Consider the following 21,703-nt stretch of genomic DNA (forward strand, 5'->3'; position numbering starts at 1 on the left):
TGCCGGACAGCCATCATCCGGGTCGGCGAAACAAAGGTCATTCAAACGCTACACTACGGAGCAAACCAATGACCAAGATTTATCCTTTGACCCCCGCCCTCTGCGAGATCGCGAAATGGGCGTTCACAACACGGCGCGTTGATCGCAGCGACGTCCGGGGTCTGTCCGTCAGTTTTCAGACAGCCAAGGCCGGTGATCTGATGCTGTGCGAAATCGTCGAAATCGGCCAACACAAGAAACTGCAACTGGCAGAGCGACGTGTTTCGCTAAGCTATCCCGGAGATCTGGTCGTCGTGTGCCTGGGTGACCGTTATGCGCCTGATCAGTTCCTGGCGAGTGCCATCATCGACGACGACCTGATCGACTTGGTTGCGGGCGGCGGTGTTGCCGGACGCATTGATGCCGCACATGACTTTATGGACGACGCCACCCGGTTGAAGCCTTTGGGTCTTTTGACGGGCGAACAGGGTCGCGTGATGAATGTCGCGGACTATGCACTGCCGCCTCTGCCAGCCAATGACCGCGTGACGGTGATTGGGGTTTTCGGTGCCTCGATGAACTCGGGTAAGACTACCGCCGCCTCAAGCCTCGCCCATGGGCTTATGCGGTCCGGGTATTCGGTGGCAGGTGTCAAAGCCACCGGTACGGGTGCCTTTGGTGACTTCAACAGCTTTGAGGATGGTGGTGCCCCTGCGCTCGACTTTACCGACGTTGGCATGGCGACCACCTTCCGTAGGCCGCTTGAGCAGATCGAACAGGGTTTTGACACGCTGGTCAGTACGGCAGCCGCGCGCGGTGCCGAAGTGGTTGTCGTCGAAATTGCGGACGGTGTGTTTCAACAGGAAACGCGTGACATCCTAAAGGCTTCGCATATCCGCGATCGTCTGGATGGTATCCTGTTTGCTGCCCCCGATGCGCTGAGTGCACTGGGTGGCGTGATGGTACTTGAACGCCTGCAGCTTACGCCATTTGCAATATCGGGAATGGTGAGCTGCTCTCCGCTTGCAACCGCAGAAGCGGCTGAGGTGACCGGCTTGCCCATTCTGTCACGCGAAGATCTTTGGTCGCCTGAGGCGATTGCGCTGCATGTCGCACCATTGATGCGCCGGGACCATCAAGGTGTGGCGGCATGACCCCCCTGCCCTCAATTGCTACTCAGGACCGTGTCATCGATGCGGTCCTGATCATATCGTCCGCCATTGTTCAGGCGATCGCGCTTGCCGTGGGTGCTTTTGCAACACGGGACGCTTTCATGGCGCTTCATTCACAGCAGTCATTGCCCATGCAGACAGTTGCTGAATTAGGGGCCGCCGGACTGGTTGCAGCGTTGTGCCATTTGTTTGCACGCAGGCGTGCCGAGGCATTGGGGCAGAGCTATGCGATTGCGCTTCGCCGGACACTCTATTCCCAGATCGCCCGCCTTCCGAAAGCGCGTCACGAGGAGCGTCGGGTTGGTGCGTTGTCCCTTCGCTTTGTTGGTGACCTAGCGGCCGCCCGCCTTTGGTTCGGACGCGGTTTGCCTGATGTATTGTCTGCCATTGTTGTCTTGCCCGGTGCCATTTGGATCTTGTTCAGCCTCAATCCCACCCTCGCCGGAACCGGACTTGTTCCGCTTGGCCTTGCGTTGGCGATCATGTGCATCACAGCCTGGCATCTGGAACAGCGCCACCGCAAGCTGAGACGACGTAGGGCAAACATTGCCATTTCAATGATCGAACGCATTGCGATTGCCCCCGAACTGGATCTCATGGGACGCACAAACAAGGAGCTGCGCGCCCTTGATGAGAAGGGCGCCGCTTTGAAAGGTGATGCGGTGTCTCGCCGTGGGCGGACCGCTGGTCTCCAAACCTTGCTTAAGGTCGGGACGGCATTGTCCGGGCTTCTCATGCTTTGGCTGGCCGGTCAGAATGGTCTTGCACCCGCAACTGCTGCGGCATGCATGTCGGTCCTCGCCATTGTTGCGCTGCCGCTGCAGGACCTTGCTGCATCTTGGGACCGCTATTGCGCGTGGCGTGTCGCACGGGAAAAGGCACAAAGGTTGTTGGACGAACCGACAGTCAAACGGCGGTCAAAACCCAAGAGCGAGCCGATCTCGGTCACTTTGGAAGGCCAGGTAGACGGACAGCCTGTCAGTTTCTCTGCTGGTGCTGGAAAGGTCACTCATTTGAGAGGCTCGTATGCCCGCCTGTGCGCGCGCGTGATCGCCGGTCTGGATACGCACGGCGCGGTCGATCTCCGTTTTGGCAGTCAAACACGTTCGGCAAAGATCAGCTACATCGGTGACGAGCATGTCGGTCTGCAAGGCAGCCTGAGAAGGTCCGTGACCCTTGGTGCACCAAAGCGCCCAACGGACGGCGTGATCCAACAAGCCCTTGCTGCATTTGACTTGAATGAGGTGTTGCGTGCACCCGGCGGCCTTGATCAACGCCTTGCAGAGAATGGAAGGAACCTGACCGCTGCGCAAACGTTGCGCTTGGACCTTGCGCGCGCGGTCCTTGGGCAGGCTGATGTCATCATCATTTCATCTCTACGCTGGGCCGCAGACCCGGACCGGGACATGCTTCTGGACACGCTGCGACACCTGACCCGGGCAACCGTTATACTCGCGGAGCCAACAAACACTTGCACTGCTACTTCGTACTGAAGGGACTATCAGATGCGCTCTACCACCCTTTTTGGCGTATACGCCGCCGTTATTGTTTTACTCTTGGGCGCATTTGCCGGCCTGACGCTTTACAGTGTGGAAAAAGCGCGCTGGTGGGATGCGCGTACACAGTTGGCTCAGGAATCCCGGGCCCTTCACCTGCGGCTTGAGGCCGATGTCTATCGGTTGTTCAAACAACATGGTGACGCGCTTCTGATTGGCAATCGCGATGGCGGTGAACTGGAAACGGAACTGCGTGAGAAAATTGCCAAAACTCTTGTCGAGATTCGGAAAACCATCGGGCGGGAAATCCAATTGATTGGAGACGAGGAGATCGAGGAACTCGATCTCCTGAATGAAATTGAAGAGGAAATACAGTCGATCAATGCGGCCATCGCGACTCTGACGGAGTCGGGTGATCCAGTTGAAACCTTCCTACAGATCGAACGTTTGGCGGCCTTGCTGGATGACGACATCGATATTGAACTGGACCGCAAGATACAGGCCGCAGTCGATGAAGAGTTGGAGGAAGTACAGGAGGTTCTGGCAGATGCCGATGCCTTCCGCACGTGGAATGAGCGGTTTGTATATGGTCTGCTCTTTGTGCTGATTGGTTTGCTGATCGTCGGTGCAGTTTCATTCAATGGTCAGATCCGGCTGCCACTCATTCGTTTGCAACAGAGTATCAATCGACTGCGCAATGCGGATTATTCCGGATCTGTCCAGCTGGGGGGCAGCCGTGAATTTCGTGAACTGGGCGTCATCCTGAATAGTATGGGTGAGGCTGTGGCGAAACGGGAGGCCAGCCGTGCGGAACAGAAAGCACAGCTCGAGGAACTGGTCGCCGCGCGTACGGCCGAACTTCAGAAGATGATCGATAAGCTGGAGTTGGGTGAAGAAAACCGAAAACGGTTGATGGCTGACATAAGCCACGAACTTCGCACACCGCTTGCCATTATTCTGGGTGAGGCTGATGTGACACTGCGTACATCCAGCGGTCTGAGTGACGACGTGTCTGATACACTTGCCCGTATCCGGGAATCTGCAAAGCACACGAACCAGATCGTGGACGATATGCTGACCGTTGCGCGCCATGAGGCGGGTCAGTTGCGTCTCGATCTTACCGAGACTGATCTGAGAAAAGTCATTCATGATGCGGTGTTGATGTTCCCCGGTTCGGTTCAGATCAACGAAGGTGATCAACCGGTGTCGGCATCTGTCGATCCTGTTCGGCTACGCCAGTCTATCCTTGCCCTTTTGCAGAACGCCCGGCGGTACGGCGGACCGTCAATTTCCGTTTCACTGGAGGATGGTACAAAGAATTATAGGATAGCGGTCGAGGATGATGGCCCAGGCCTTGATCCCGCCGAGAAAGAGCGGGCCTTCAACCGGTTCTTCCGTGGGTCCAATGCATCCGGTCAGGGGATCGAGGGCAGCGGCTTGGGCCTTCCAGTCGTCAAGTCCATCGTCGAAGCGCATGGCGGCAAGGTGGATCTTGCGGATCGGTCAGGCGGTGGGTTGCGGGTTGTCATTGCGCTGCCAAAACAGCCCCGACCTCGCGAAGTGACTGCCCAAACTTCGCGCAATTCCGCCTAAACACGAAGCGGAGATTTGGATTATTCAACACAGAACGATAGCTGATGTCATGGGCCGGTTTCAGTCCCTGACACAGAATTGAATTTGGGTGGAGCCAATTATGAACATCCTTCTTGTCGAAGATGAAAACCGCGTTGCAGACTTTATTCGGCGCGGATTATCCGCCGAAGGCTGGTCCGTTGACCATGCCGCTGACGGGGAAGAAGCGCTCGAACACGCAGCGTCCAACACATATGATGTCATCCTGCTTGACCTGATGCTTCCGGGCATTCAGGGGCAGGACGTGTGTCGCAAATTGCGCGCACGCAAGTCAAAAACCCCGATTTTGATGCTGACAGCACTCGATAGTCCGGAAGAGAAAGTCGAGGGTTTGAAAATTGGTGCCGATGATTATCTGCCCAAGCCCTTTGACTTTGATGAGCTCATTGCCCGTGTTGAAGCGCTTCATCGTCGCGCGACCAACTATGCGGTAGATGCCAGTGATACAGTTGTCAAAAGTGGCTCACTCACCTTCGACCGTGAATCCTTGCAGGTCTGCATCAATGGCGAAGAGATCGAAATGTCAAAGAAGGAACGTGATTTGCTCCTGCTTTTTTTGACCAATCCAGGTCGCGTTCTGTCGCGCGAGCGGATTTTGAACGCGGTCTGGGGGCTGAACGCTGACCCGCTGACCAACGTGGTTGATGTGTATGTGGGGCGTCTTCGTCGCAAGATTGGCGACGAGGGTGCGCGGATCGTGACCCTGCGCAATGTCGGATACCGAATGAACTGAGCGGTATGGGTCAGGCTTGTCTGCATAGTGCGGACTCAAGCGCGAGCGATGCCTGCTGCGGATGCCTTTTCGCAGCAGTGCAGCACGTACGCGGCTTGGAACCGGCGCTGTGATCTAGTGACTGAGAACCTGATCAAGGAACGTCTTGGTGCGACCGCTTTTGGGGGCGCTGAAGAAGCTTTCGGGATCACCCTCTTCAATGATTTCGCCTGCATCCATAAATATCACACGGTCGGCGACCTTGCGCGCAAAGCCCATTTCGTGCGTGACGCAGATCATCGTCATGCCTTCCTGGGCTAGCGTAACCATCACATCCAGGACTTCACCAATCATCTCCGGATCAAGCGCCGATGTTGGTTCATCGAACAACAGGATTTCGGGTTTCATGCACAGCGCGCGGGCGATGGCGGCGCGTTGCTGCTGGCCACCCGACAATTGTCCGGGAAACTTCTCGGCCTGATTGGCGATCTGAACCTTTGACAGATAACCCATGGCTGTCTCTTCGGCTTCTTCGCGGGAGATTTTGCGCGCTAGCATTGGTGCCAACGTGCAGTTGTCCAGGATGCTCAGATGCGGGAACAGGTTGAAATGCTGAAAGCACATCCCGACTTCGCGCCGCATTTCCTCAATGTTCGGTGCGTCTGCGCTGATTTCTTCCCCGTTGATCATGATTTGGCCGGACTGGTGTTCTTCCAACTGGTTGATCGTGCGGATCATTGTGGATTTGCCGGACCCGGATGGTCCACACACAACGATTTTTTCGCCCTTCATCACCCTCAGGTCGACGTCCCTTAGCGCGTGATAGGTGCCGTACCACTTGTTGACTTGCTTCATTTCGACAGCTGGCTGCATGACTATCTCCCTTGGGTCAGTCTTTTATGGCTGCGGTTACGATGATTTCGACTTTCAGAACATCACGGGCCAGCCTGGCTTCGCCGCAGGCGCGTGCGGGCGCATGTCCTTGCGGCACCCATGCATCCCAGACGGCATTCATCTCGGCAAAATCGGCCATGTCGGCGAGCCAGATCACGGCTTGCAAAATATGTTCCCGATCAGAGTCTGCTTCGGTCAACAGCGCATCGACACGTGACAGGCAATCGGCGGTTTGCTCCGCAACGCTGTCCCCTGCCCCGACTTGGCCGCACAGATAGGCAACGCCGTTGTGCTTGACGATCTTGCTCATGCGGTCAGAGGTGTGGAGCCGTTCAATCATGCCTTATCCAATCAGGTTGCGCGCGTTCAAAGCGTCGGTGATTTCGGTCAGGATCGCGGGGTCATCGATTGCGGCAGGCTGTTTGTAGTCCGTAGCATCCGCGATCTTTTGCATTGTTCCGCGCAGCACCTTGCCCGACCGTGTTTTGGGCAGGCGGATCACGGGGACAGCTGTTTTGAATGCAGCCACGGCACCGATCCTGGCGCGCACCAGTTTTACCAGTTCCTGCTCAAGCTCTACCACGTCGCGGTTTACGCCATCGTTGGTAACGTAGAAGCCAAGCGGCATCTGCCCCTTGAGCGTATCGGCCTTGCCGACAACTGCGCATTCGGCAATATCGGGATGGCTGGCAATGACCTCTTCCATCGCACCTGTAGAAAGGCGGTGGCCCGCGACATTGATGATGTCATCGGTGCGCGCCATTATGAAGACATAGCCGTCTTCATCAATGATGCCTGCGTCCGAGGTGGCATAGAAGCCCGGGAACTCATCCATGTAGGAGGATAGGAAGCGTTCAGGTGCATTCCACAATGTCGGGAAGCCAGAGGGCGGCAGCGGCAGTTTGCAAACGATGTTGCCAAGCGTGCCTGGGGGGACCGGGTTGCCTTCGTCATCCAAGACCCGGATGTCGTAGCCCGGCATGGGTTTTCCGGGTGAGCCAAGCTTGATCGGAAAGGCGCCAAGCCCCACCGGGTTACCGGACATGGCCCAGCCGGTTTCAGTTTGCCACCAGTGGTCAATCACAGGACGATCCAGTTTCTCTTGCGCCCATTCGATGGTCGCGGGATCCGACCGCTCACCGGCCAGAAACAGTGTCCGAAAATGGCTAAGGTCGTAGTCAGCGATCAGCGCCCCGGTCGGGTCTTCCTTCTTGATGGCGCGGAAAGCCGTCGGCGCGGTGAAAAGGGCCGCCACCTTGTGATCCTGGATGACGCGCCAGAAGGCACCCGCATCGGGCGTACCTACCGGCTTGCCCTCATACATCACCGTGGCACAGCCGTGCAGCAGTGGCCCGTAGCAGATATATGAATGACCCACGACCCAACCCACGTCCGAAGCGGCCCAGAAGACCTCGCCCGGCGTGAGGCCGTAATGGTGTTCCATCGTCCATTTCAGGGCGACCATGTGACCGCCGGTGTCACGGACCACGCCCTTGGGTTGGCCGGTCGTGCCAGAGGTATAAAGGATGTATGCCGGGTCTGTGGCTGCAACCGGGATGCATTCGGTGCCTTGCCCTGCGTTCAAAGCCGCATCGACCTGCTCGGCATAATCCAGATCGCGCCCTTGTGTCAGTTCGCAGGGATGCACCTGACGTTGCAGGATAAGGCACGCGTCCGGCTTTGCGGTTGCAATGTCAATGGCTTCGTCGAGCAGCGGTTTGTAGGCTACGACACGCCCCGGCTCGATCCCGCAGGAGGCCGAGACGATCACCTTGGGCGCGGCATCGTCGATCCGGGTGGCGAGTTCGCTGGCCGCAAAACCGCCGAATACAACCGAGTGGATGGCCCCCAACCGTGCGCAAGCCAGCATGGCAAACACCGCTTCGGGCACCATTGGCATGTAGATGATCACCCGGTCGCCCTTGGTCACACCCATGCCGCGCAGAACATGTGCCAAGGCACTCACGCGATCCGTCATTTCGCTGAACGTGAAACGCGATACGCTATCTGTTACGGGGCTGTCATGGACGAGGGCAAGGCGATCCCCATGTCCTGCCTCAACATGCCGATCAAGGCAGTTGTAGCAGGTGTTGCACATCGCCCCCTCAAACCAGCGCCAATAGACACCAAGATCAGGGTTAAACACTGAAGTTGCTGGTTCGAACCAGTCGATGCCCTCCGCCGCCTTGCCCCAGAAAGCAACCGGATCATCCCGCCATGCGGCGTAGGTTTCAGCGTAGCGGGAAGACATCGTCAGGGCCTCAGCACGTGTAGTTCAGGCCAAGGCGTCCACCATCAACATAGATGGTCTCGCCCGTGACATAGCTGGATTTCGGAGAGCACAGGAACGCGACCACATCGCCGATTTCCCGGGCGCTGCCCGCGCGGCCCAGCGGTGTGCGAGACATGGCTGTTTTAAAGGCCTCGGGGTTGGCGTTCACACCTGCCATCATTTCAGTGTCGATAGAGCCAGGGCCCACGGCATTGACGCGGATGTTGTTCTTGGCCAACGCAAGCGCTGCAACCTTGGTCAATTGCATGACGCCCCCTTTGGACGCGCAATAGGCCGGGATCGCGGGAATCGCCACCTGGGCATTAATCGAAGACATGTTGACGATTGCGCCTTGGATACCCTTGTCCACCATGGTTCGCGCTGCACGTTGCGTTGCCACGAACACGCCGCGCAGATTGACGCCAAGAACTGTATCGAGCGCGTCGAGTCCGTAGCTGAGGAAATCACCTGGCATGGCGATGCCTGCGTTGTTTACCAATGCACTGACGGGGCCGTGTTCGGCTTCGATGGTGTCAAACAGTGCGCTGATCGCATCCACGTCACCAAAATCGCAAATATACCCTGCTCCGCCCAGCCGCTCTGCCTCGACCTTCACGGTATCCTTGATGTCGGCAAGGACGACTTTGTAGCCGTCTTCAGCGAGCGCTTCGGCGCAGGCCAGTCCGATCCCCTGTGCGGCGCCGGAAATCAAAGCGATGGGTGTGTCTGTCATGGTCAACGATCCTATGTCTATTCGTATCCGTAGTCGGATTTCGCTTGTTCGGGTGTGATCAGACCGGCTGCAATGTCAGCTGCAACCTGGCTCTTGTCACGGTTGGATGGCGCACCGTAGCCGCCCCCACCGGGTAGGCTCAACCTTAGACGCCGACCGTTTTTGATCAACTGGCGACCTTTCGAGCGCAGTGCGGTCCCATCCGACAATTCAACGCGCCCAAGAGCGCCAGGATTGCCACCGTCGCGGCCACGCGCGGCATTGTGCACGCGGTCGAACATCGCATTGAAATAGAAGTCGTACCCGTCGCGCGGCTCGATCTCGATGGTTTGTCCTAAGCCCCCTCGGAGTGCGCCTGCACCGCCTGACCCTGCGCGTAGATCCTTCCGCCAGACGGTGATCGGGCCGACATGCTCGGTTGCTTCCACGCTCATGGTCGATACGCCAGATGGGAAGGCGGTGGCGGATAACCCGTCATGTGCTGGTCGTGCTCCGGTGCCACCAGAGTTGAACATCAGGACTTCGCGATTTGGCAGATTGCTGTTGAGATCGCTGGCGCGCGCCGAGATTTGAATGTTCCAGAGTGCGGAGGCCCCTTCGGCTGGAACGGTGTCGGGCATCGCCTTGTGAAGTGCGCCCAAGACGACATCGGGCACAAGGTGTCCCATCACGTGCCGTACGGACACAGGTGCTGGGCGCTTGGCCGCCAGAATGCACCCGTCCGGCGCGGTGATCTGGAACGGTTCGAGCGAGCCGGTGTTGTTGGGCACCTGCGGGGCAATCGCACATTTCAGGCCATAGCAGGCATAGGCGCGAGTATAGACCTCGGGGCAGTTCACGCCGAATTTGCTCATGCCTGATGTGCCCGCGAAATCGGCTAGCAGCGTATCGCCTTTGATGTCCAACCTTACTTCCATGTGGACCGGAGCATCGTAACCATCGACCTGCATGGTGTGGGCGAAACTGCCATCGGCCACTTTTGAAATCGCTTCGTGTGTGGCCTTGCGGCTTGTGTCGATGATAAAGTTGGACAGGCCGTCAATGTTGTCGATATCGAACTCGTCCAGCATGGCTTGCAAGCGCCTGTCACCCGCCTCGTTGCAGGCGGCAAGAGAAGTAGATATCGCCGACCGTCTGATCAGGCGTGCGGACATTTGCCCGGATCAGACGAAGCAGATCCTTGGAAACCTGGCCGCGCTCCGCAAACTTCATGATTGGGATCAACAGACCCTCTTCATAGACCTCGTTCCCGTCCGGCCCAAAACCACGCCCGCCGATATCCACGACATGCGCCGTGCAGGCGAAGTAACCAATGTGCGTCCCCTTGCGGAACACGGGTGAAACGATGGTGACGTCGTGCAGGTGCCCTGTCCCTAACCAAGGGTCATTGGTGATCAGAACATCCCCTTCGAATATGTCCTGTGCGCCGATCTCGGCCACGAAGTGGGTCACACTCTCGGCCATGGCGTTCACGTGGCCGGGTGTTCCGGTCACCGCTTGCGCGATCATTCGGCCCTGTCGGTCGAACAGGCCAGCCGATAGGTCGCCGGCCTCGCGGACAGAGGTGGAAAAGGCGGTGCGGATCAGCGTTGTCGCCTGTTCCTCGACCACTGCGATCAGGCGGTTCCACATGATCTGAAAGTCGATGCTGCTGGGGGTGCTCATGCGGCGTCCTCCTTGCGCAGAAGAAGCAGACTTCCATCCCCCTGCCCTATCACTTTGTAGGCTGATGTGACGATGGTGGTGGTTTCACGCTCGACAACAATGGCGGGGCCGTCGATGGTCATTCCGGGTGTGAGCGCCTCGCGTGCGACTTCCCGTGCTTCGACAGTTTTTCGTTTGGCGGCGTCATAGAATGTCCTGCTGCGCAGCGCGTTGGCCCCGGCGCCATTTGAGTGGCGCTCTGCTCTGGCGACTGCAGGCAACACGGTTGAGACAATCAACGACCAGTTTGTTATTTCACAGGCCAGCCCATCAATCGTCCGACCAAAGAGCGCGCGATAGGCATCCTCAAATGCAGCAAGGATCAATGCACTGTCCGAGTCTTTAAACACCTTGTGCGGGAGCGATACGGGTATTTCCCACCCCTGCCCCGAATACCGCATGAAGGCGGTGAGCTTGGTTTCGGTCTCCTGGCCCTTGGATCCCGCGTCGACAAAGGCGCGTGCCTCGCCCTCCAATTCCTGCAGCATGGCGTTGACTGCACTGGCATCGAATGCGGCCAGGCGCTGGAACATCCCGCGCGAGGCTTCGTAGCTGAACGGTGCCTTCAAGAACCCGATGGCCGAGCCAACACCGGCCCCCGGTGGGATCAAAAGGGCCTTGATGCCCAGTTTCTCGCAGAGGCGGCATGCGTGCAGGGGTGCGCCACCGCCGAAGCCGATCATTGTGAAGTGTTCGATATCGCGACCATTCTCGACCGTGTGGACGCGTGCGGCGTTGGCCATGTTTTCGTCGACCATCTCGGTCACGCCGAAGGCCGCGTCCTGTACGCTAAGCCCGGTCGTTTCGGTCAGGCGCGACGCAACGGCCTTGTCAGATGCATCGGGGTGCAATGGAATTGCACCGCCGGCAAAATTCTCGGGGTCCAGACGACCCAGCAGCAGATTGGAATCCGTGACTGTCGGTTGCTGTCCACCTCGCCCATAGCACGCTGGTCCGGGTTCGGAGGCTGCGGACTTCGGGCCGACCTGGATACGGCCCATCGCATCGATGGAGGCGATGGATCCGCCACCTGCGCCAATCTCGACCATCTCGACCACCGGGGTCGAGACGGTCATGCCGGACCCCTTTTTGAAGCGATAAGTGCGCGCAACCTCGAACGTGTTGGCGGTTTTGGGCGCCCCGTCTTCGATCAAACAGATCTTGGCTGTCGTGCCGCCCATGTCGAAGCTCAGCACCTTGTCCAGCCCATGGGCCCGTGCGTAGTCGGCGGCGAAGATCGCACCGCCGGCAGGCCCGGATTCGAGCAGACGCACCGGCTGTTCAGCGGCATCTTCGACCGACATCAGACCACCGCCCGAATGCAGCATGAAGACGGGGGCGTCTACGCTCGCATCTTTCAAACGCAGAACGAGGCGGCCGAGGTAATTCGAGACCTGCGGCTGAACATAGGCGTTCGCAATGACGGTGTTGAAGCGTGGAAGCTCTCGCATCTGCGGCGAAATCACGGACGAGATGGAAATCGACAAATTGGGTGCTGCTGCGCGCAGCGCCTCTGCCATTTGCTTCTCGTGGGCGCCATTGGCATAGGAGTGGATGAGGCCGATGGCGACGGCATCATAGTCGCTTGTCACGATGGTCTGAACCATCTGCTCAACTTCGTCTCGGTCCAAAGGAAGCAGCACTTCACCGGATGGGCCCATCCGTTCGTTCAAGGTGAGTCGGTGTTGTCGCGCCACCAATGGTATAGGAAGTGTCAGGTTGAGATCGTATTGCTCAAAGCGGTTCTCGGACCGCATTTCGATTACGTCCCGGAACCCTTCGGTCGTGATAAAGGCAAGCCTCGCGCCTCTGCGTTCGATCAGTGCGTTGGTGACCAGCGTGGTGCCGTGAATGACCTGTTCAATCGCACCCAGATCAATGTCCGCCTTATCGGCAGCAAGCTGAATGCCGTCCAGAATCGCCTGTTCCGGCTGCGCGTAGTTGGTTAGAACCTTGCATGTTGACAGGCCGCTCCAATGCGCAAGCGCCACATCTGTAAAGGTCCCGCCAATATCAACGCCGACGCGGGTCTTGAAATTCGTCATGTTCTATATTGCCTTGAGCACTTGGTTGGCGGTGAATGCAGACTGATAGATGCGTGAAACGATTGGTGCGGTCGGAACGGTTTGTAGGGCTGTCATCGGCAATGGCAGATCGGCGCGATCCATACCTGTCAACAAACCAGCCATCGTTTCGCCGAACATAGTACCGGTTGTAATCCCGCGCCCGTTGTACCCGATGGGTGTGAACAGATTGACGTCCAATTCGTAGATCCGCGGCAAGTGATCGGGGGTCATGGCGATCTGTCCATGCCATGCTTCGTCAAACTCAAACTGTCCCAAGTTGGGGAAGATGCGGGCAATCTGCTTTTTGGCCCAGCGATGTGACAGGCCTTGGTCCTTGGACCCTATAACCTTGCCCATGGAGCCGACCAGTAAACGATTGAACGCATCACGGCGGATGTTGAACATGATCTGTCCCGTGTCCCAAAGTCCCTGCTTGCCGGGCAAGATGTGATCAGCTTCTGGTCCCAGGGGTTTTGTCGCCAGCTGGAAATAATGGATCATCGTGAAAATGCGGCTCAGATTGGGCCATAGATCATCCGTATAGGCATTTGTGCCCAGGATGACCGCTTTGGCCGTCACCGTACCTTTGTCAGTTTCCACTTTCCAAAGATTGCCATCCCGTTCCAACTTGGTTGCTCTCACCCCGGTACTGATCGCGGCACCTGCCCCCATCGCGGCGCGGGCCAGACCACGGCAATAGCCCATTGGATTGATGGTCCCGCAGCGATGGTCGAGCAAACCGCCATGAAAGTGGTTGGTCCCAATCATGTCCGAGACCTGTTCGCGCGAAAGCAGGTCCACCGGCTCACCAAGCCGTTGCCATTCTTCGTGGCGTTCTTTGAGATCAATGTAGCCACTGGGGCCGTGCGCCGCGTGGATTGTCCCGGTGCGTGTGACCTCGCATCTGATCTGGTGCTTTTCGATCAGTGAAAAAACGTACTCCGGGCCACTGCCGAACTTCTTGATAAAGCGTGGGCCATATAGAGTGCCCAGCTTTTCGCGCACTTTCTGAGGTTGCAGCCACAGGGCGGCGTTCACCAACCCGCAATTGCGGCCCGACCCTCCATATCCGATCTGCTTGGCTTCCAGAACATGCGCCGACAGGCCCTTTTCGGCGCAATGCAGTGCCGTTGAAAGTCCAGTGAAGCCGCCACCTACGATGGCAACGTCAACCGTAACATCGCCCAGAGTTTCGTTTTCATAATCCGCCTCTGCGGCTGACGTGTCCCAAAGAGAAACGGCGGTATCTTTTGTCATGATAGCGACCTCTTTCAAGGTTCAGACCAGCGGTCACATGCGTTACCCTCAAGGTTGCAACACGCAAGATTGCGTGTCAATATATGAAAAATATGTTCTAAATAGCGGCACGGTTAAATGAGCAAACTCAAGAAAACAGCAGCAGATATGGTCAAGGCGGCCCGCAACCGGATCGAAGAAATTGAAACTGAGGACCTGATTGGCATGGTAGATGACCCGAGCGTCGTCATCGTGGATATTCGTGACATTCGCGAGCGGCAGCGCACTGGTGCTATTCCGGGTTCGATCCATGCACCGCGTGGTATGATCGAATTCTGGGTCGATCCGGACAGCCCTTACTACAAGGATGTGTTCGGGCAGGAAGACAAGAAGTATGTTTTCCACTGTGCTTCGGGATGGCGGTCCGCTTTGACAGTTGCCACGTTGCAGGACATGGGTTTCGCAGCGGCACACCTGAAAGAAGGATTCTCGACCTGGGCGGAAAAGGGTGGTCCCGTCGAGACGATCGAAAAGAAGTAGCCTAGGTTTTGGCGACCTTGCCTGAAACACTGGCGGCGGCATGTGCCACGAGTGATCCCAACCAATCGATCCCTTTGTCCGGCATGTTTATGTTGGGCAGGGACACACCCAAGGCCGCAATCGCTTGGCCATTCGGGAGGCAGATTGCGGCGCCGACACTCAGAATCCGATCTCGAAACTCGCCCCTGTCATAGGCATAGCCCTGACGGCGTGTTTCGTCCACGTCAGCATCAAGATCAGTCAGGTTGGTGATCGTCAGGTCTGTGTGCCGGGTCAGTCGGCCACTTACCTGCGCCCGCAATGCGTCATAGTTCTGTGCAAGAATGGCTTTGCCCGTGCCCACGCAATGTATGGGCGCTGATCCACCTACGGGATTCCACGACCTGATCGGTTTTGAGCTCTCGCGCTTGTCGATATAGATCACTGAAAGATCTTCAGGCACTGCCAGATAGATAGCTTCGCCCGTTTCGCTCGAAAGGTATTTCATTTCGGGTGCAGCGAGTTCGCGCAGGTTGAGATTATCCAGAAGGATTCGGCCCACCTGCCATGTTTTCAGTGTGGCTGCATAAGTTTTGTCCGGGCTTTGGCGGACGTATCCGAGCACGGTCAGGGATTGCAGCAACCGGAACGTATTGGACTTGGTCAAGTCCAACGCTTTGGAAAGCTCGGTCACACCCATGCTTGAGGGTGAGGACGCCAACGTTTCAAGAATGGACAGGCCCTTTGACAGGGTCGAGTCGACCTTGGGTTCCTTCGTCTCAGTGATTGTGTCGTCCTCCGCTCTGGTCGCTATGCACCGCGCCCCGGCCCACTGTATAGAGTGGGGGCGTCATGTACAGTGATGTCCGGTAGGTCACCTACAAAACGATGCAACGAAACTCTGGCCGAATGTGACGCCGGTGACTGCGACAGACTCGACGTCCGCAAATCGTGCGTTAGGACATTCGGATTCCCGTGCCGGTCGCGGGATTGTGGGGCGTTAAAGTCGGGGTCCCACCACGCTCCGGTCCAAAGGAAGATACAGCCCTTCAGGATTTCGTCGGTGACCCGTACGCCAGCAAGGCAACTGCCGCGCGCGTTGGAAAGCTCTACAATATCCCCATCCGACACACCTCGTCGGGCAGCGTCCTCTGGATGTACTAGAACTGGTTCACGGCCCTTGATCTTGTGGCTGAGGCTGTAGTCCCCGTTGTCCAGTTGGCTGTGCAGCCGCGTTTTGGGTTGGCCCGACAATAGATACAGATCACCCTGACCTGCCTCCAAATCGCGGGGTGGGAAGAAACTTGCGTGACCCTTGCAATCCGGCAGGTCAAAGGACGCCAGTGTTTCAGAATAGATTTCGATCCGCCCGCTTGGAGTTGGCAATGGATGGGCAACAGGGTCCGATCTGAACTCGGCGAGAAAGACCTGATCAGGCGATGGATCCGGGACCTTGATGACATCGCCAGCTTGGAAGGCATCCCAATTGGGTAGATCAACGCCGTGGTTGGCGGCGGTCTCTTGGGTCCGTTTCCAAATGTACTTCACCCAGTCGAGACCGTTGCGTCCCTCGCTAAAGGCGGCTTGTGTGCCCAGTCTTTCCGCCAGATCACAATAGATATCATATTCAATGCGTGCCTCACCCGGAGCGTTCGCAAGTTTGTGCATGGGGACAAGCGCGTTGTCCGATTTCCCGGCTCCGAAATCCTCCCGTTCCTGCGCAGCCGCAACAGGCAGAACGATGTCCGCGTGTCGCGCCATCGTTGTCCAGTTCAAATCATTGACGATCACGGTTTCCGGGCGCTGAAACGCGCCGTGGAGGCGGCCCAAGTCCTGATGATGGTGAAACGGATTGCCGCCCGCCCACCAGACAAGGCGCGCATCAGGGAAGGTACGGGTTTCACCACGATATGGATAAGTGCCACGAGGGTTCAGCAGCATCTCGGCAATCATTGCAACGGGGATGTAGTTACCGACCGGGTTCTTGCCTTGCGGCAGGCTTCCCCATCGAAACAACCTCTCCATATTGCCGACGTTGCCGTTCACCCCGTAACCGATCACATAGCCACCACCGGGCAATCCGATTTGTCCCAGCATTGCGGCCAACGTAACCGCAATCCAAAGCGGTTGTTCCCCATAGTCCGTGCGCTGCACTCCGGCGGCAACGGAAATCATGCAGCGGCTTTTGGCCATACGGCGGGCGAGTGTTCGGATACCATTGGCGCTGCATCCCGTATAACCCGCCGCCCATTCGGGTGTTTTGGGTATGCCGTCGGCCTTGCCTGACAGGTATGCTTCGAAGTGATCGAAACCTACGCAGTAGCGTTCGAGGAAGGCATGGTCCAAAAGATCTTCGGACCACAGAACGAATGCCAGTCCAAGCATCAAGGCCGTATCTGATCCGGGATGCACCGGCATCCATTCCGCCTTCAGGACCGGGTCGGTATCCGAACGCAAAGGGCTGATGTTCACGAACTCAACGCCGTTTTGAGCACATTTGCGTATGTTGTCTTGCATTCGGTGTGTCGCAATTCCGCCGTCGCTCACTTGCGTGTTGCGCTTTGCCATACCGCCAAACATGACCACCAGATCACTGTGATCCGCAATGACAGTCCATCGCGTTGCCTGCGCTACATGCTGGCGAAACGGACCGACAATGTAAGGCATCATGACGAGCGCAGCATTGTAGCTGTAGTTGCCTTCCGAGAACGAAAAGCCGCCGACCGTGTTTAGAAACCGTTTCAGTTGACTTTGCGCATGGTGGAAGCGGCCGGCGCTTGACCAGCCATATGATCCGGCAAAGATGCTTTCGTTACCATGGTCGCGGCGCACACGCTGAACCTCGTCGGCAATCAGGTCTAGTGCGTGACCCCATGACACTTCGACGAACGCATCTCTGCCGCGTGGCTTCGCCGTTCGGTTCCCCTCCAGCCAGCTTTTGCGGATGGCTGGCCGTAGAATGCGTGCACGACCGTTCAAACTGCTCGCAATATTGTCATTGATGGGAGAGGGGTCCGGATCGCCCAGGTGGCCGGTCACTTTTGCAATACGTCCGTTGACGATCTGGGCGCGCCCAACACCCCAATGATTTGCCGTGAGCCTTGATGTCGTCACCAGGTATGCCTCGATGTAATTGTGCTGCTATGTTGAACAGCCGTGCTTGATATTGACACAATATTGCAGCCCTGTCAGGGTGAATTCAATATGGGATCACTCAATACCCAATTCATCAAGCCGCACGACTATTTCTAACCATTTTGTTCAATACGGGCGGCTCGCAAAGGTGGGTGGATTGAAATCACAAACGAACCCGCACCATGCCTAACAACAAGATCGACCATTTCGCCATAGGAGCAGATACGCTCGAACAGGGCATTTCAGCCCTAAAGACTACGCTTGGTGTTGATGTGCCGCGCGGCGGCAAGCATGACGCGATGAGCACCCACAACTGTGTCATGCAATCTGGCAACGAAAGCTTTTTTGAGTTGATCGCCATTGATCCAGATGCGCCCGCCGATCCCGGCCGGGCGCGTTGGTTCACACTGGACGATCCAAAAACTCAGGCGCGGTTGCTGGAACGGCCTCGCGTGCTGTGCTGGGTGGTTGGCACAGATGATCTGGATGCTGTTATAGTCGCGTCACCGATCGAGTTGGGGGAGGTCGTGCTGTTTACCCGCGGTGACCGGTCGTGGCGTTTGACGGTGCCAAAGGATGGCAGTCTGCCAATGCAGGGCCTTTTGCCAGCTTTCATTGAATGGTCCCCAGGTCCGCATCCCTCGACCGGTCAACAGGATCTGGGGGTGACCCTGGAGAAAGTGCACCTGCATCATCCTGACCCGGAAACGCTTTCCAAAATGCTGGTTGCGCTTGGTGTTGATCACCTTGCGCAGGTCCATGAAGGGGATGTGGCCTTGTCGTTTGAACTGAACACGCTGAACGGCTCCGTCACCTTGGACTGACACCAGAGATATCTAAGAACCACGCCTAAAAAGTCATCGGCAAAGGCGTGGTGACCAATCCAGAAAGCAAAAAGGAGCTGCCGCTTGGGCGGCTTTTTAAGTTGCAGAGAGGTTGTTTTAACGCTCTGAAATCGCCATCCGACCCTTCAGATACTCGCCGTATTGACCGAGGGAAAAGATGAAAATCCAGTAGATAGCAGCCACAAAAACGTAGACTTCCAAATAGTATGGTGCCCATTCACCCGTACCGAACGCAGCCTTGGCCGACGCCATCACATCAAAGAAGCCGATGATGATAACGATTGCCGTTTCCTTGAAGGTGATCACTACCATGTTGATGGTCGAGGGGAGGGCATGGCGGAACACTTGCGGCAGTACGATCCGCCCCAGAATCTGCCAATAGGTCAATCCGAGCGCCTTGCCTGCTTCGAACTGGCCTTTCGGGATGGCTTGAAAACCGCCACGGAATACTTCGGCTTGATAGCACGCAAAGAACAACGCGAAGGCGATGATTACGCGCCAGATTTTGTCCCCCTCCAACCAGCTTGGCAGGATGATTGGAAGTACAACGGCGGCGGTGAATAGCGTGGTCAAAAGTGGCAGAGATCGAACGAAGTCGATCAGCACCACGGCGAAACCACGGACAAATGGCATCTCTGAACGCCGCATCAATGCTAGGCCCAGACCCATTGGCATCCCCAAAAGGACGACTGACGAGAACAAAAACAACGTGAGTGATAAGCCACCCCATCCATCAGTTGTGACCTGTTGTAGCCCCAGCAGGCTGCCTTCCATCAGAAGGTAGTAAGTAGCAAAGCCAGCAATCCAAAGTGTCGCCAGCCGCTTGGTGCTCCACATGATGGGAAGGCAGGACAAGACGACGGTTGCGATGATGGCGGCACAGGCCAAGGTTGATCGCCAGTGTTGGTCAAACGGATAGAGCCCGAACAGGATCAGCCTGTGGCGGGCATCGATGACGGCCCAGCACGCCCCTGCCCCGGTGCCTTTTCCGCATTGGCTGACATTCTCTTCAAACCAGACCGCGCGGATGACGGCCCAGTCAAACAGGGTCCAGGCCAGCCAAGCCAGAAGACCAAAGACGACAATCGACAAAGCTGCATCGCTGGGCGACGAAAACGCTCGTTTCCGTAGTGCGTGTAGCGCTGACTGTGTCCGTGTTGGTGGAGAAATTGAGAGATCCGCCATGTCAGTGCGCCTTCAGCTTCATACGGGCGTTGAGCCAATTGGTGAAAACAGCCAACCCACCATTCACGAGGAGGAATGCGCCCATGAGAATTGCGATCAATTCCAGAGTCTGCCCGGATTGAGTGATTGAGATCGATACAATGTAGAACAGGTCGCTGAATCCGATCGCCACCCCGATCGTTGTCGCCTTCATCATAAAGATCCACTGGTTCCCAAGTGGCGGGATAATGGAGCGAAGAGCCATGGGCATCTTGATGCGCGACCATATGGCCGCCTTTGTCAGCCCAAGGGCCTGACCTGCCTCGGTCAACCCTTTGGGCACCTGCGCCAAACCGCCCCTGACCACCTCGGCAATATAGGCGCTGCCGTAGAGGGTGATCGCGATAATCATCCCGAACAGCTCAATAGGAATGGTTATCCCACCCCGAAACCGCAGGCCTCTGAGTTCCGGGACAGAAAACATCCCCGCGCCTTCGGGCCGAAAGGCGGCAGTTACAGCGAGGCATAGAGCGATAGATCCGCTGATCCAGATCGCCAGACCGCGGAGGAGTGGCACCTTGGCCCAGATCAGCAGAACCCCCAGCGCCAACGAAGCCAGCAAGAGTGCCACTGCGATGCCGGGAGAGACGTTCAGGCCCGGAAGCATCATGCCGCGGTTCGACATAAAAACACTGTCCGCAAATGACATTGCCTGCCGCGGGCCCGGCAAGTTGATCAGAACCGCGTAAAGAAACACGAGCTGCAGGATCAAGGGTATGTTCCGAAAGATCTGAACATATACCGTCGCAGCAGTCTTGACGGCGAGGTTGGATGCGTCCCGCGCAGTTCCAATCAAGAACCCGAAGAAGGTGGTCAAAACTATCGCGATGAACCCGACAAAGAGCGTGTTCAGGAAGCCTACGAACAATGTCCTTGCGTAGGGATCCCTGATATCTTTTTGAACCAGGGAAAAGCTGTAGTCCCAGCCGGTGCTGCGTTCGAGAAATCCAAAGCCGCTGGTCAGGCCCTGAGCGGCCAAATTTGTCCGGGCTGTCGTGAATGCGCCATAGACAACAAGCAGGGAAACGCCAATCAGCACTGTTTGAATAATGATTTTGCGCCGTTTGACTTTCTGGCGCAGCTCTTTCGCTTTGGACATGACCGTTTCCCTACTCAAGAGTCAAAAAGGGCCGGCTTCAGAGCCAGCCCTTCCAGCGTCTGATCAGTCGAGGATTGGTGCGTAAAGCACGCCGCCGTGGCTCCAGAGGTTGTTGAGTCCACGATCCAGCTTGTAAGGGCTGTTTGCACCCAGATTGCGATCATAGACTTCGCCGAAGTTGCCTACGGCCGCGATCATCTCGCGCGCCCATGTGTCGCGCAGACCAAGGCGTTCACCCATGCCGGGCTCGACACCCAGCAGGCGGGCAACTTTCGGGTTCGGTGGGTTGGCGGCCATTTCTTCGACATTGGCCATGGTTACGCCTTCTTCCTCGGCGATCAGCATTGCGGCGAGCATCCAGTTGACCACGTCAACGAATTCTTCATCGCCCTGACGCATGGCTGCGGAAATTGGCTCCGACGACAGCTGATCGCTCAAGATCACGTGTGCATCGGGATTGTCGATCTCGGTCGCCCGCAGAACAGCGAGGTTAGGCCCCCAACCAGCAAAGGCATCGCAACGGTTGGCCACATATGCCGCACGCAGCTCTGCGGCACTTTCGTACGAGACCATAGTGTGTTCGACACCGATTGTGGACAGGTAGTTCGCCGAAATCCGTTCGATGGTGGTCCCGGCCTCGACGCAGATTGTGCCGCCTTCAAGGTCCTTGGCTTCGGTGATGTCCAGATCACCATGTGCCATGAATTGGGTGCCGCCGAAGAAGTATGGCAAGCTGAACTGAAGGCCAAGTTCCGTATCGCGGCCCATGGTCCAACCGGTCGCCTTGATGATGACGTCAACGTCACCGGACTGCAGCGCTGGGAAGCGTTGTGCCCAAGACAATGGGACAATCTGGTTCGCGTTGGGGTCGCCCAAAATGGCCGTTGTCAGCGCGCGACACAGGTCAATGTCCAGACCTTTCCATTCGTTCCTATCGTTCACCTCGACGAAACCAAAGTAGCTGCCGTTGTGACCGGAGCATAGC

At 57.1% G+C, this 21,703-nt stretch carries 19 protein-coding genes; 6 read left to right on the forward strand and 13 right to left on the reverse strand.

The annotated features are described in order from the left end of the window. Positions 1-68 precede the first annotated feature (68 nt). The 4 genes from ACZ1HN_RS23915 (at position 69) to ACZ1HN_RS23930 (ending at position 5,012) form a co-directional block, all read left to right on the forward strand. Complete coding sequence (locus ACZ1HN_RS23915) at positions 69-1,133, forward strand: P-loop NTPase family protein (protein WP_472729434.1); 1,065 nt, start codon at positions 69-71, stop codon at positions 1,131-1,133. Then, positions 1,130-2,644: an ABC transporter transmembrane domain-containing protein gene (locus ACZ1HN_RS23920; protein WP_472729435.1), complete on the forward strand. Its 1,515-nt coding sequence runs from the start codon at positions 1,130-1,132 to the stop codon at positions 2,642-2,644. Before ACZ1HN_RS23915 ends, ACZ1HN_RS23920 begins: the two co-directional genes overlap by 4 nt. Before the next feature lie 12 nt (positions 2,645-2,656). Further along, entirely contained in the window at positions 2,657-4,240 is a 1,584-nt protein-coding gene (locus ACZ1HN_RS23925) for a sensor histidine kinase (RefSeq protein WP_472729436.1), read from the forward strand. A gap of 100 nt (positions 4,241-4,340) precedes the next feature. Further along, positions 4,341-5,012 carry a response regulator transcription factor gene (locus tag ACZ1HN_RS23930; protein ID WP_299707186.1) on the forward strand — a complete coding sequence of 224 codons (672 nt, stop codon included), beginning with the start codon at positions 4,341-4,343 and terminating at the stop codon, positions 5,010-5,012. 114 nt (positions 5,013-5,126) lie between these two features. On the opposite strand, the gene ACZ1HN_RS23935 is transcribed toward ACZ1HN_RS23930, so the two are convergent. From ACZ1HN_RS23935 to ACZ1HN_RS23970, 8 genes are read right to left on the reverse strand one after another with little or no spacing between them, the layout of a single operon-like run. After that, entirely contained in the window at positions 5,127-5,864 is a 738-nt protein-coding gene (locus ACZ1HN_RS23935; protein ID WP_472729437.1) for an amino acid ABC transporter ATP-binding protein, read from the reverse strand. A 16-nt stretch (positions 5,865-5,880) separates the two neighbouring features. Beyond that, positions 5,881-6,225, reverse strand: coding sequence for a RidA family protein (locus ACZ1HN_RS23940; RefSeq protein WP_472729438.1), 345 nt, complete (start codon positions 6,223-6,225; stop codon positions 5,881-5,883). A 3-nt stretch (positions 6,226-6,228) separates the two neighbouring features. Continuing rightward, positions 6,229-8,136, reverse strand: a complete 1,908-nt coding sequence (locus ACZ1HN_RS23945; RefSeq protein ID WP_472729439.1) for a propionyl-CoA synthetase — start codon at positions 8,134-8,136, stop codon at positions 6,229-6,231. A 10-nt stretch (positions 8,137-8,146) separates the two neighbouring features. After that, positions 8,147-8,890: an SDR family NAD(P)-dependent oxidoreductase gene (locus tag ACZ1HN_RS23950; RefSeq protein WP_472729440.1), complete on the reverse strand. Its 744-nt coding sequence runs from the start codon at positions 8,888-8,890 to the stop codon at positions 8,147-8,149. 17 nt (positions 8,891-8,907) lie between these two features. Beyond that, entirely contained in the window at positions 8,908-9,960 is a 1,053-nt protein-coding gene (locus ACZ1HN_RS23955) for a hydantoinase B/oxoprolinase family protein (RefSeq protein WP_472729441.1), read from the reverse strand. A gap of 16 nt (positions 9,961-9,976) precedes the next feature. Next, positions 9,977-10,555, reverse strand: a complete 579-nt coding sequence (locus ACZ1HN_RS23960) for a hydantoinase B/oxoprolinase family protein (RefSeq protein ID WP_472729442.1) — start codon at positions 10,553-10,555, stop codon at positions 9,977-9,979. Beyond that, positions 10,552-12,639 carry a hydantoinase/oxoprolinase family protein gene (locus ACZ1HN_RS23965; RefSeq protein WP_472729443.1) on the reverse strand — a complete coding sequence of 696 codons (2,088 nt, stop codon included), beginning with the start codon at positions 12,637-12,639 and terminating at the stop codon, positions 10,552-10,554. The genes ACZ1HN_RS23960 and ACZ1HN_RS23965 overlap by 4 nt, the downstream gene beginning before the upstream one ends. 3 nt (positions 12,640-12,642) lie before the next feature. Then, complete coding sequence (locus tag ACZ1HN_RS23970) at positions 12,643-13,917, reverse strand: NAD(P)/FAD-dependent oxidoreductase (RefSeq protein WP_472729444.1); 1,275 nt, start codon at positions 13,915-13,917, stop codon at positions 12,643-12,645. Between the two features lie 117 nt (positions 13,918-14,034). On the opposite strand from ACZ1HN_RS23970, the gene ACZ1HN_RS23975 reads away from it, so the two are divergent. Further along, positions 14,035-14,436, forward strand: a complete 402-nt coding sequence (locus ACZ1HN_RS23975) for a rhodanese-like domain-containing protein (RefSeq protein WP_472729445.1) — start codon at positions 14,035-14,037, stop codon at positions 14,434-14,436. A 1-nt stretch (position 14,437) separates the two neighbouring features. Here the strand turns inward: ACZ1HN_RS23975 and ACZ1HN_RS23980 are convergent, their stop codons facing one another. Continuing rightward, on the reverse strand, positions 14,438-15,253 hold the full coding sequence (locus ACZ1HN_RS23980; protein ID WP_472729455.1) for an IclR family transcriptional regulator: 816 nt from the start codon (positions 15,251-15,253) through the stop codon (positions 14,438-14,440). Continuing rightward, the gene (locus tag ACZ1HN_RS23985) at positions 15,226-17,529 is read right to left on the reverse strand and encodes a molybdopterin-dependent oxidoreductase (RefSeq protein ID WP_472729446.1); all 2,304 of its coding nucleotides are present in this window, start codon (positions 17,527-17,529) and stop codon (positions 15,226-15,228) included. The genes ACZ1HN_RS23980 and ACZ1HN_RS23985 overlap by 28 nt, the downstream gene beginning before the upstream one ends. Positions 17,530-17,732: 203 nt before the next feature. Here ACZ1HN_RS23985 and ACZ1HN_RS23990 point away from each other — a divergent pair, with 203 nt between their 5' ends. Continuing rightward, positions 17,733-18,374: a VOC family protein gene (locus tag ACZ1HN_RS23990; RefSeq protein ID WP_472729447.1), complete on the forward strand. Its 642-nt coding sequence runs from the start codon at positions 17,733-17,735 to the stop codon at positions 18,372-18,374. Positions 18,375-18,491: 117 nt separating this feature from the next. Here the strand turns inward: ACZ1HN_RS23990 and ACZ1HN_RS23995 are convergent, their stop codons facing one another. From ACZ1HN_RS23995 to ACZ1HN_RS24005, 3 genes are all read right to left on the reverse strand, one after another. Further along, positions 18,492-19,580 (reverse strand): amino acid ABC transporter permease, encoded by a 1,089-nt coding sequence (locus ACZ1HN_RS23995; RefSeq protein ID WP_472729448.1) that lies wholly within the window; start codon positions 19,578-19,580, stop codon positions 18,492-18,494. Position 19,581: 1 nt separating this feature from the next. After that, positions 19,582-20,718: an ABC transporter permease subunit gene (locus ACZ1HN_RS24000; protein ID WP_472729449.1), complete on the reverse strand. Its 1,137-nt coding sequence runs from the start codon at positions 20,716-20,718 to the stop codon at positions 19,582-19,584. Positions 20,719-20,781: 63 nt separating this feature from the next. Next, on the reverse strand, positions 20,782-21,703 hold a 922-nt coding region (locus ACZ1HN_RS24005; protein ID WP_472729450.1), incomplete at its 5' end, for a transporter substrate-binding domain-containing protein.

This window comes from Tateyamaria sp. GN1-10, from assembly GCF_055693845.1.

Excerpts from the sequence above, each read along its gene's own strand:
- ACZ1HN_RS23940 (WP_472729438.1), bottom strand. The coding sequence starts at position 6,225 with ATGATTGAACGGCTCCACACCTCTGACCGCATGAGCAAGATCGTCAAG.
- ACZ1HN_RS23975 (WP_472729445.1), top strand. The coding sequence starts at position 14,035 with ATGAGCAAACTCAAGAAAACAGCAGCAGATATGGTCAAGGCGGCCCGC.
- ACZ1HN_RS23955 (WP_472729441.1), bottom strand. The coding sequence starts at position 9,960 with ATGCTGGACGAGTTCGATATCGACAACATTGACGGCCTGTCCAACTTT.
- ACZ1HN_RS23995 (WP_472729448.1), bottom strand. The coding sequence starts at position 19,580 with ATGGCGGATCTCTCAATTTCTCCACCAACACGGACACAGTCAGCGCTA.
- ACZ1HN_RS23930 (WP_299707186.1), top strand. The coding sequence starts at position 4,341 with ATGAACATCCTTCTTGTCGAAGATGAAAACCGCGTTGCAGACTTTATT.
- ACZ1HN_RS23950 (WP_472729440.1), bottom strand. The coding sequence starts at position 8,890 with ATGACAGACACACCCATCGCTTTGATTTCCGGCGCCGCACAGGGGATC.
- ACZ1HN_RS23965 (WP_472729443.1), bottom strand. The coding sequence starts at position 12,639 with ATGACGAATTTCAAGACCCGCGTCGGCGTTGATATTGGCGGGACCTTT.
- ACZ1HN_RS23990 (WP_472729447.1), top strand. The coding sequence starts at position 17,733 with ATGCCTAACAACAAGATCGACCATTTCGCCATAGGAGCAGATACGCTC.
- ACZ1HN_RS23920 (WP_472729435.1), top strand. The coding sequence starts at position 1,130 with ATGACCCCCCTGCCCTCAATTGCTACTCAGGACCGTGTCATCGATGCG.
- ACZ1HN_RS23935 (WP_472729437.1), bottom strand. The coding sequence starts at position 5,864 with ATGCAGCCAGCTGTCGAAATGAAGCAAGTCAACAAGTGGTACGGCACC.
- ACZ1HN_RS23960 (WP_472729442.1), bottom strand. The coding sequence starts at position 10,555 with ATGAGCACCCCCAGCAGCATCGACTTTCAGATCATGTGGAACCGCCTG.
- ACZ1HN_RS23915 (WP_472729434.1), top strand. The coding sequence starts at position 69 with ATGACCAAGATTTATCCTTTGACCCCCGCCCTCTGCGAGATCGCGAAA.
- ACZ1HN_RS23970 (WP_472729444.1), bottom strand. The coding sequence starts at position 13,917 with ATGACAAAAGATACCGCCGTTTCTCTTTGGGACACGTCAGCCGCAGAG.
- ACZ1HN_RS23925 (WP_472729436.1), top strand. The coding sequence starts at position 2,657 with ATGCGCTCTACCACCCTTTTTGGCGTATACGCCGCCGTTATTGTTTTA.
- ACZ1HN_RS24000 (WP_472729449.1), bottom strand. The coding sequence starts at position 20,718 with ATGTCCAAAGCGAAAGAGCTGCGCCAGAAAGTCAAACGGCGCAAAATC.
- ACZ1HN_RS23945 (WP_472729439.1), bottom strand. The coding sequence starts at position 8,136 with ATGTCTTCCCGCTACGCTGAAACCTACGCCGCATGGCGGGATGATCCG.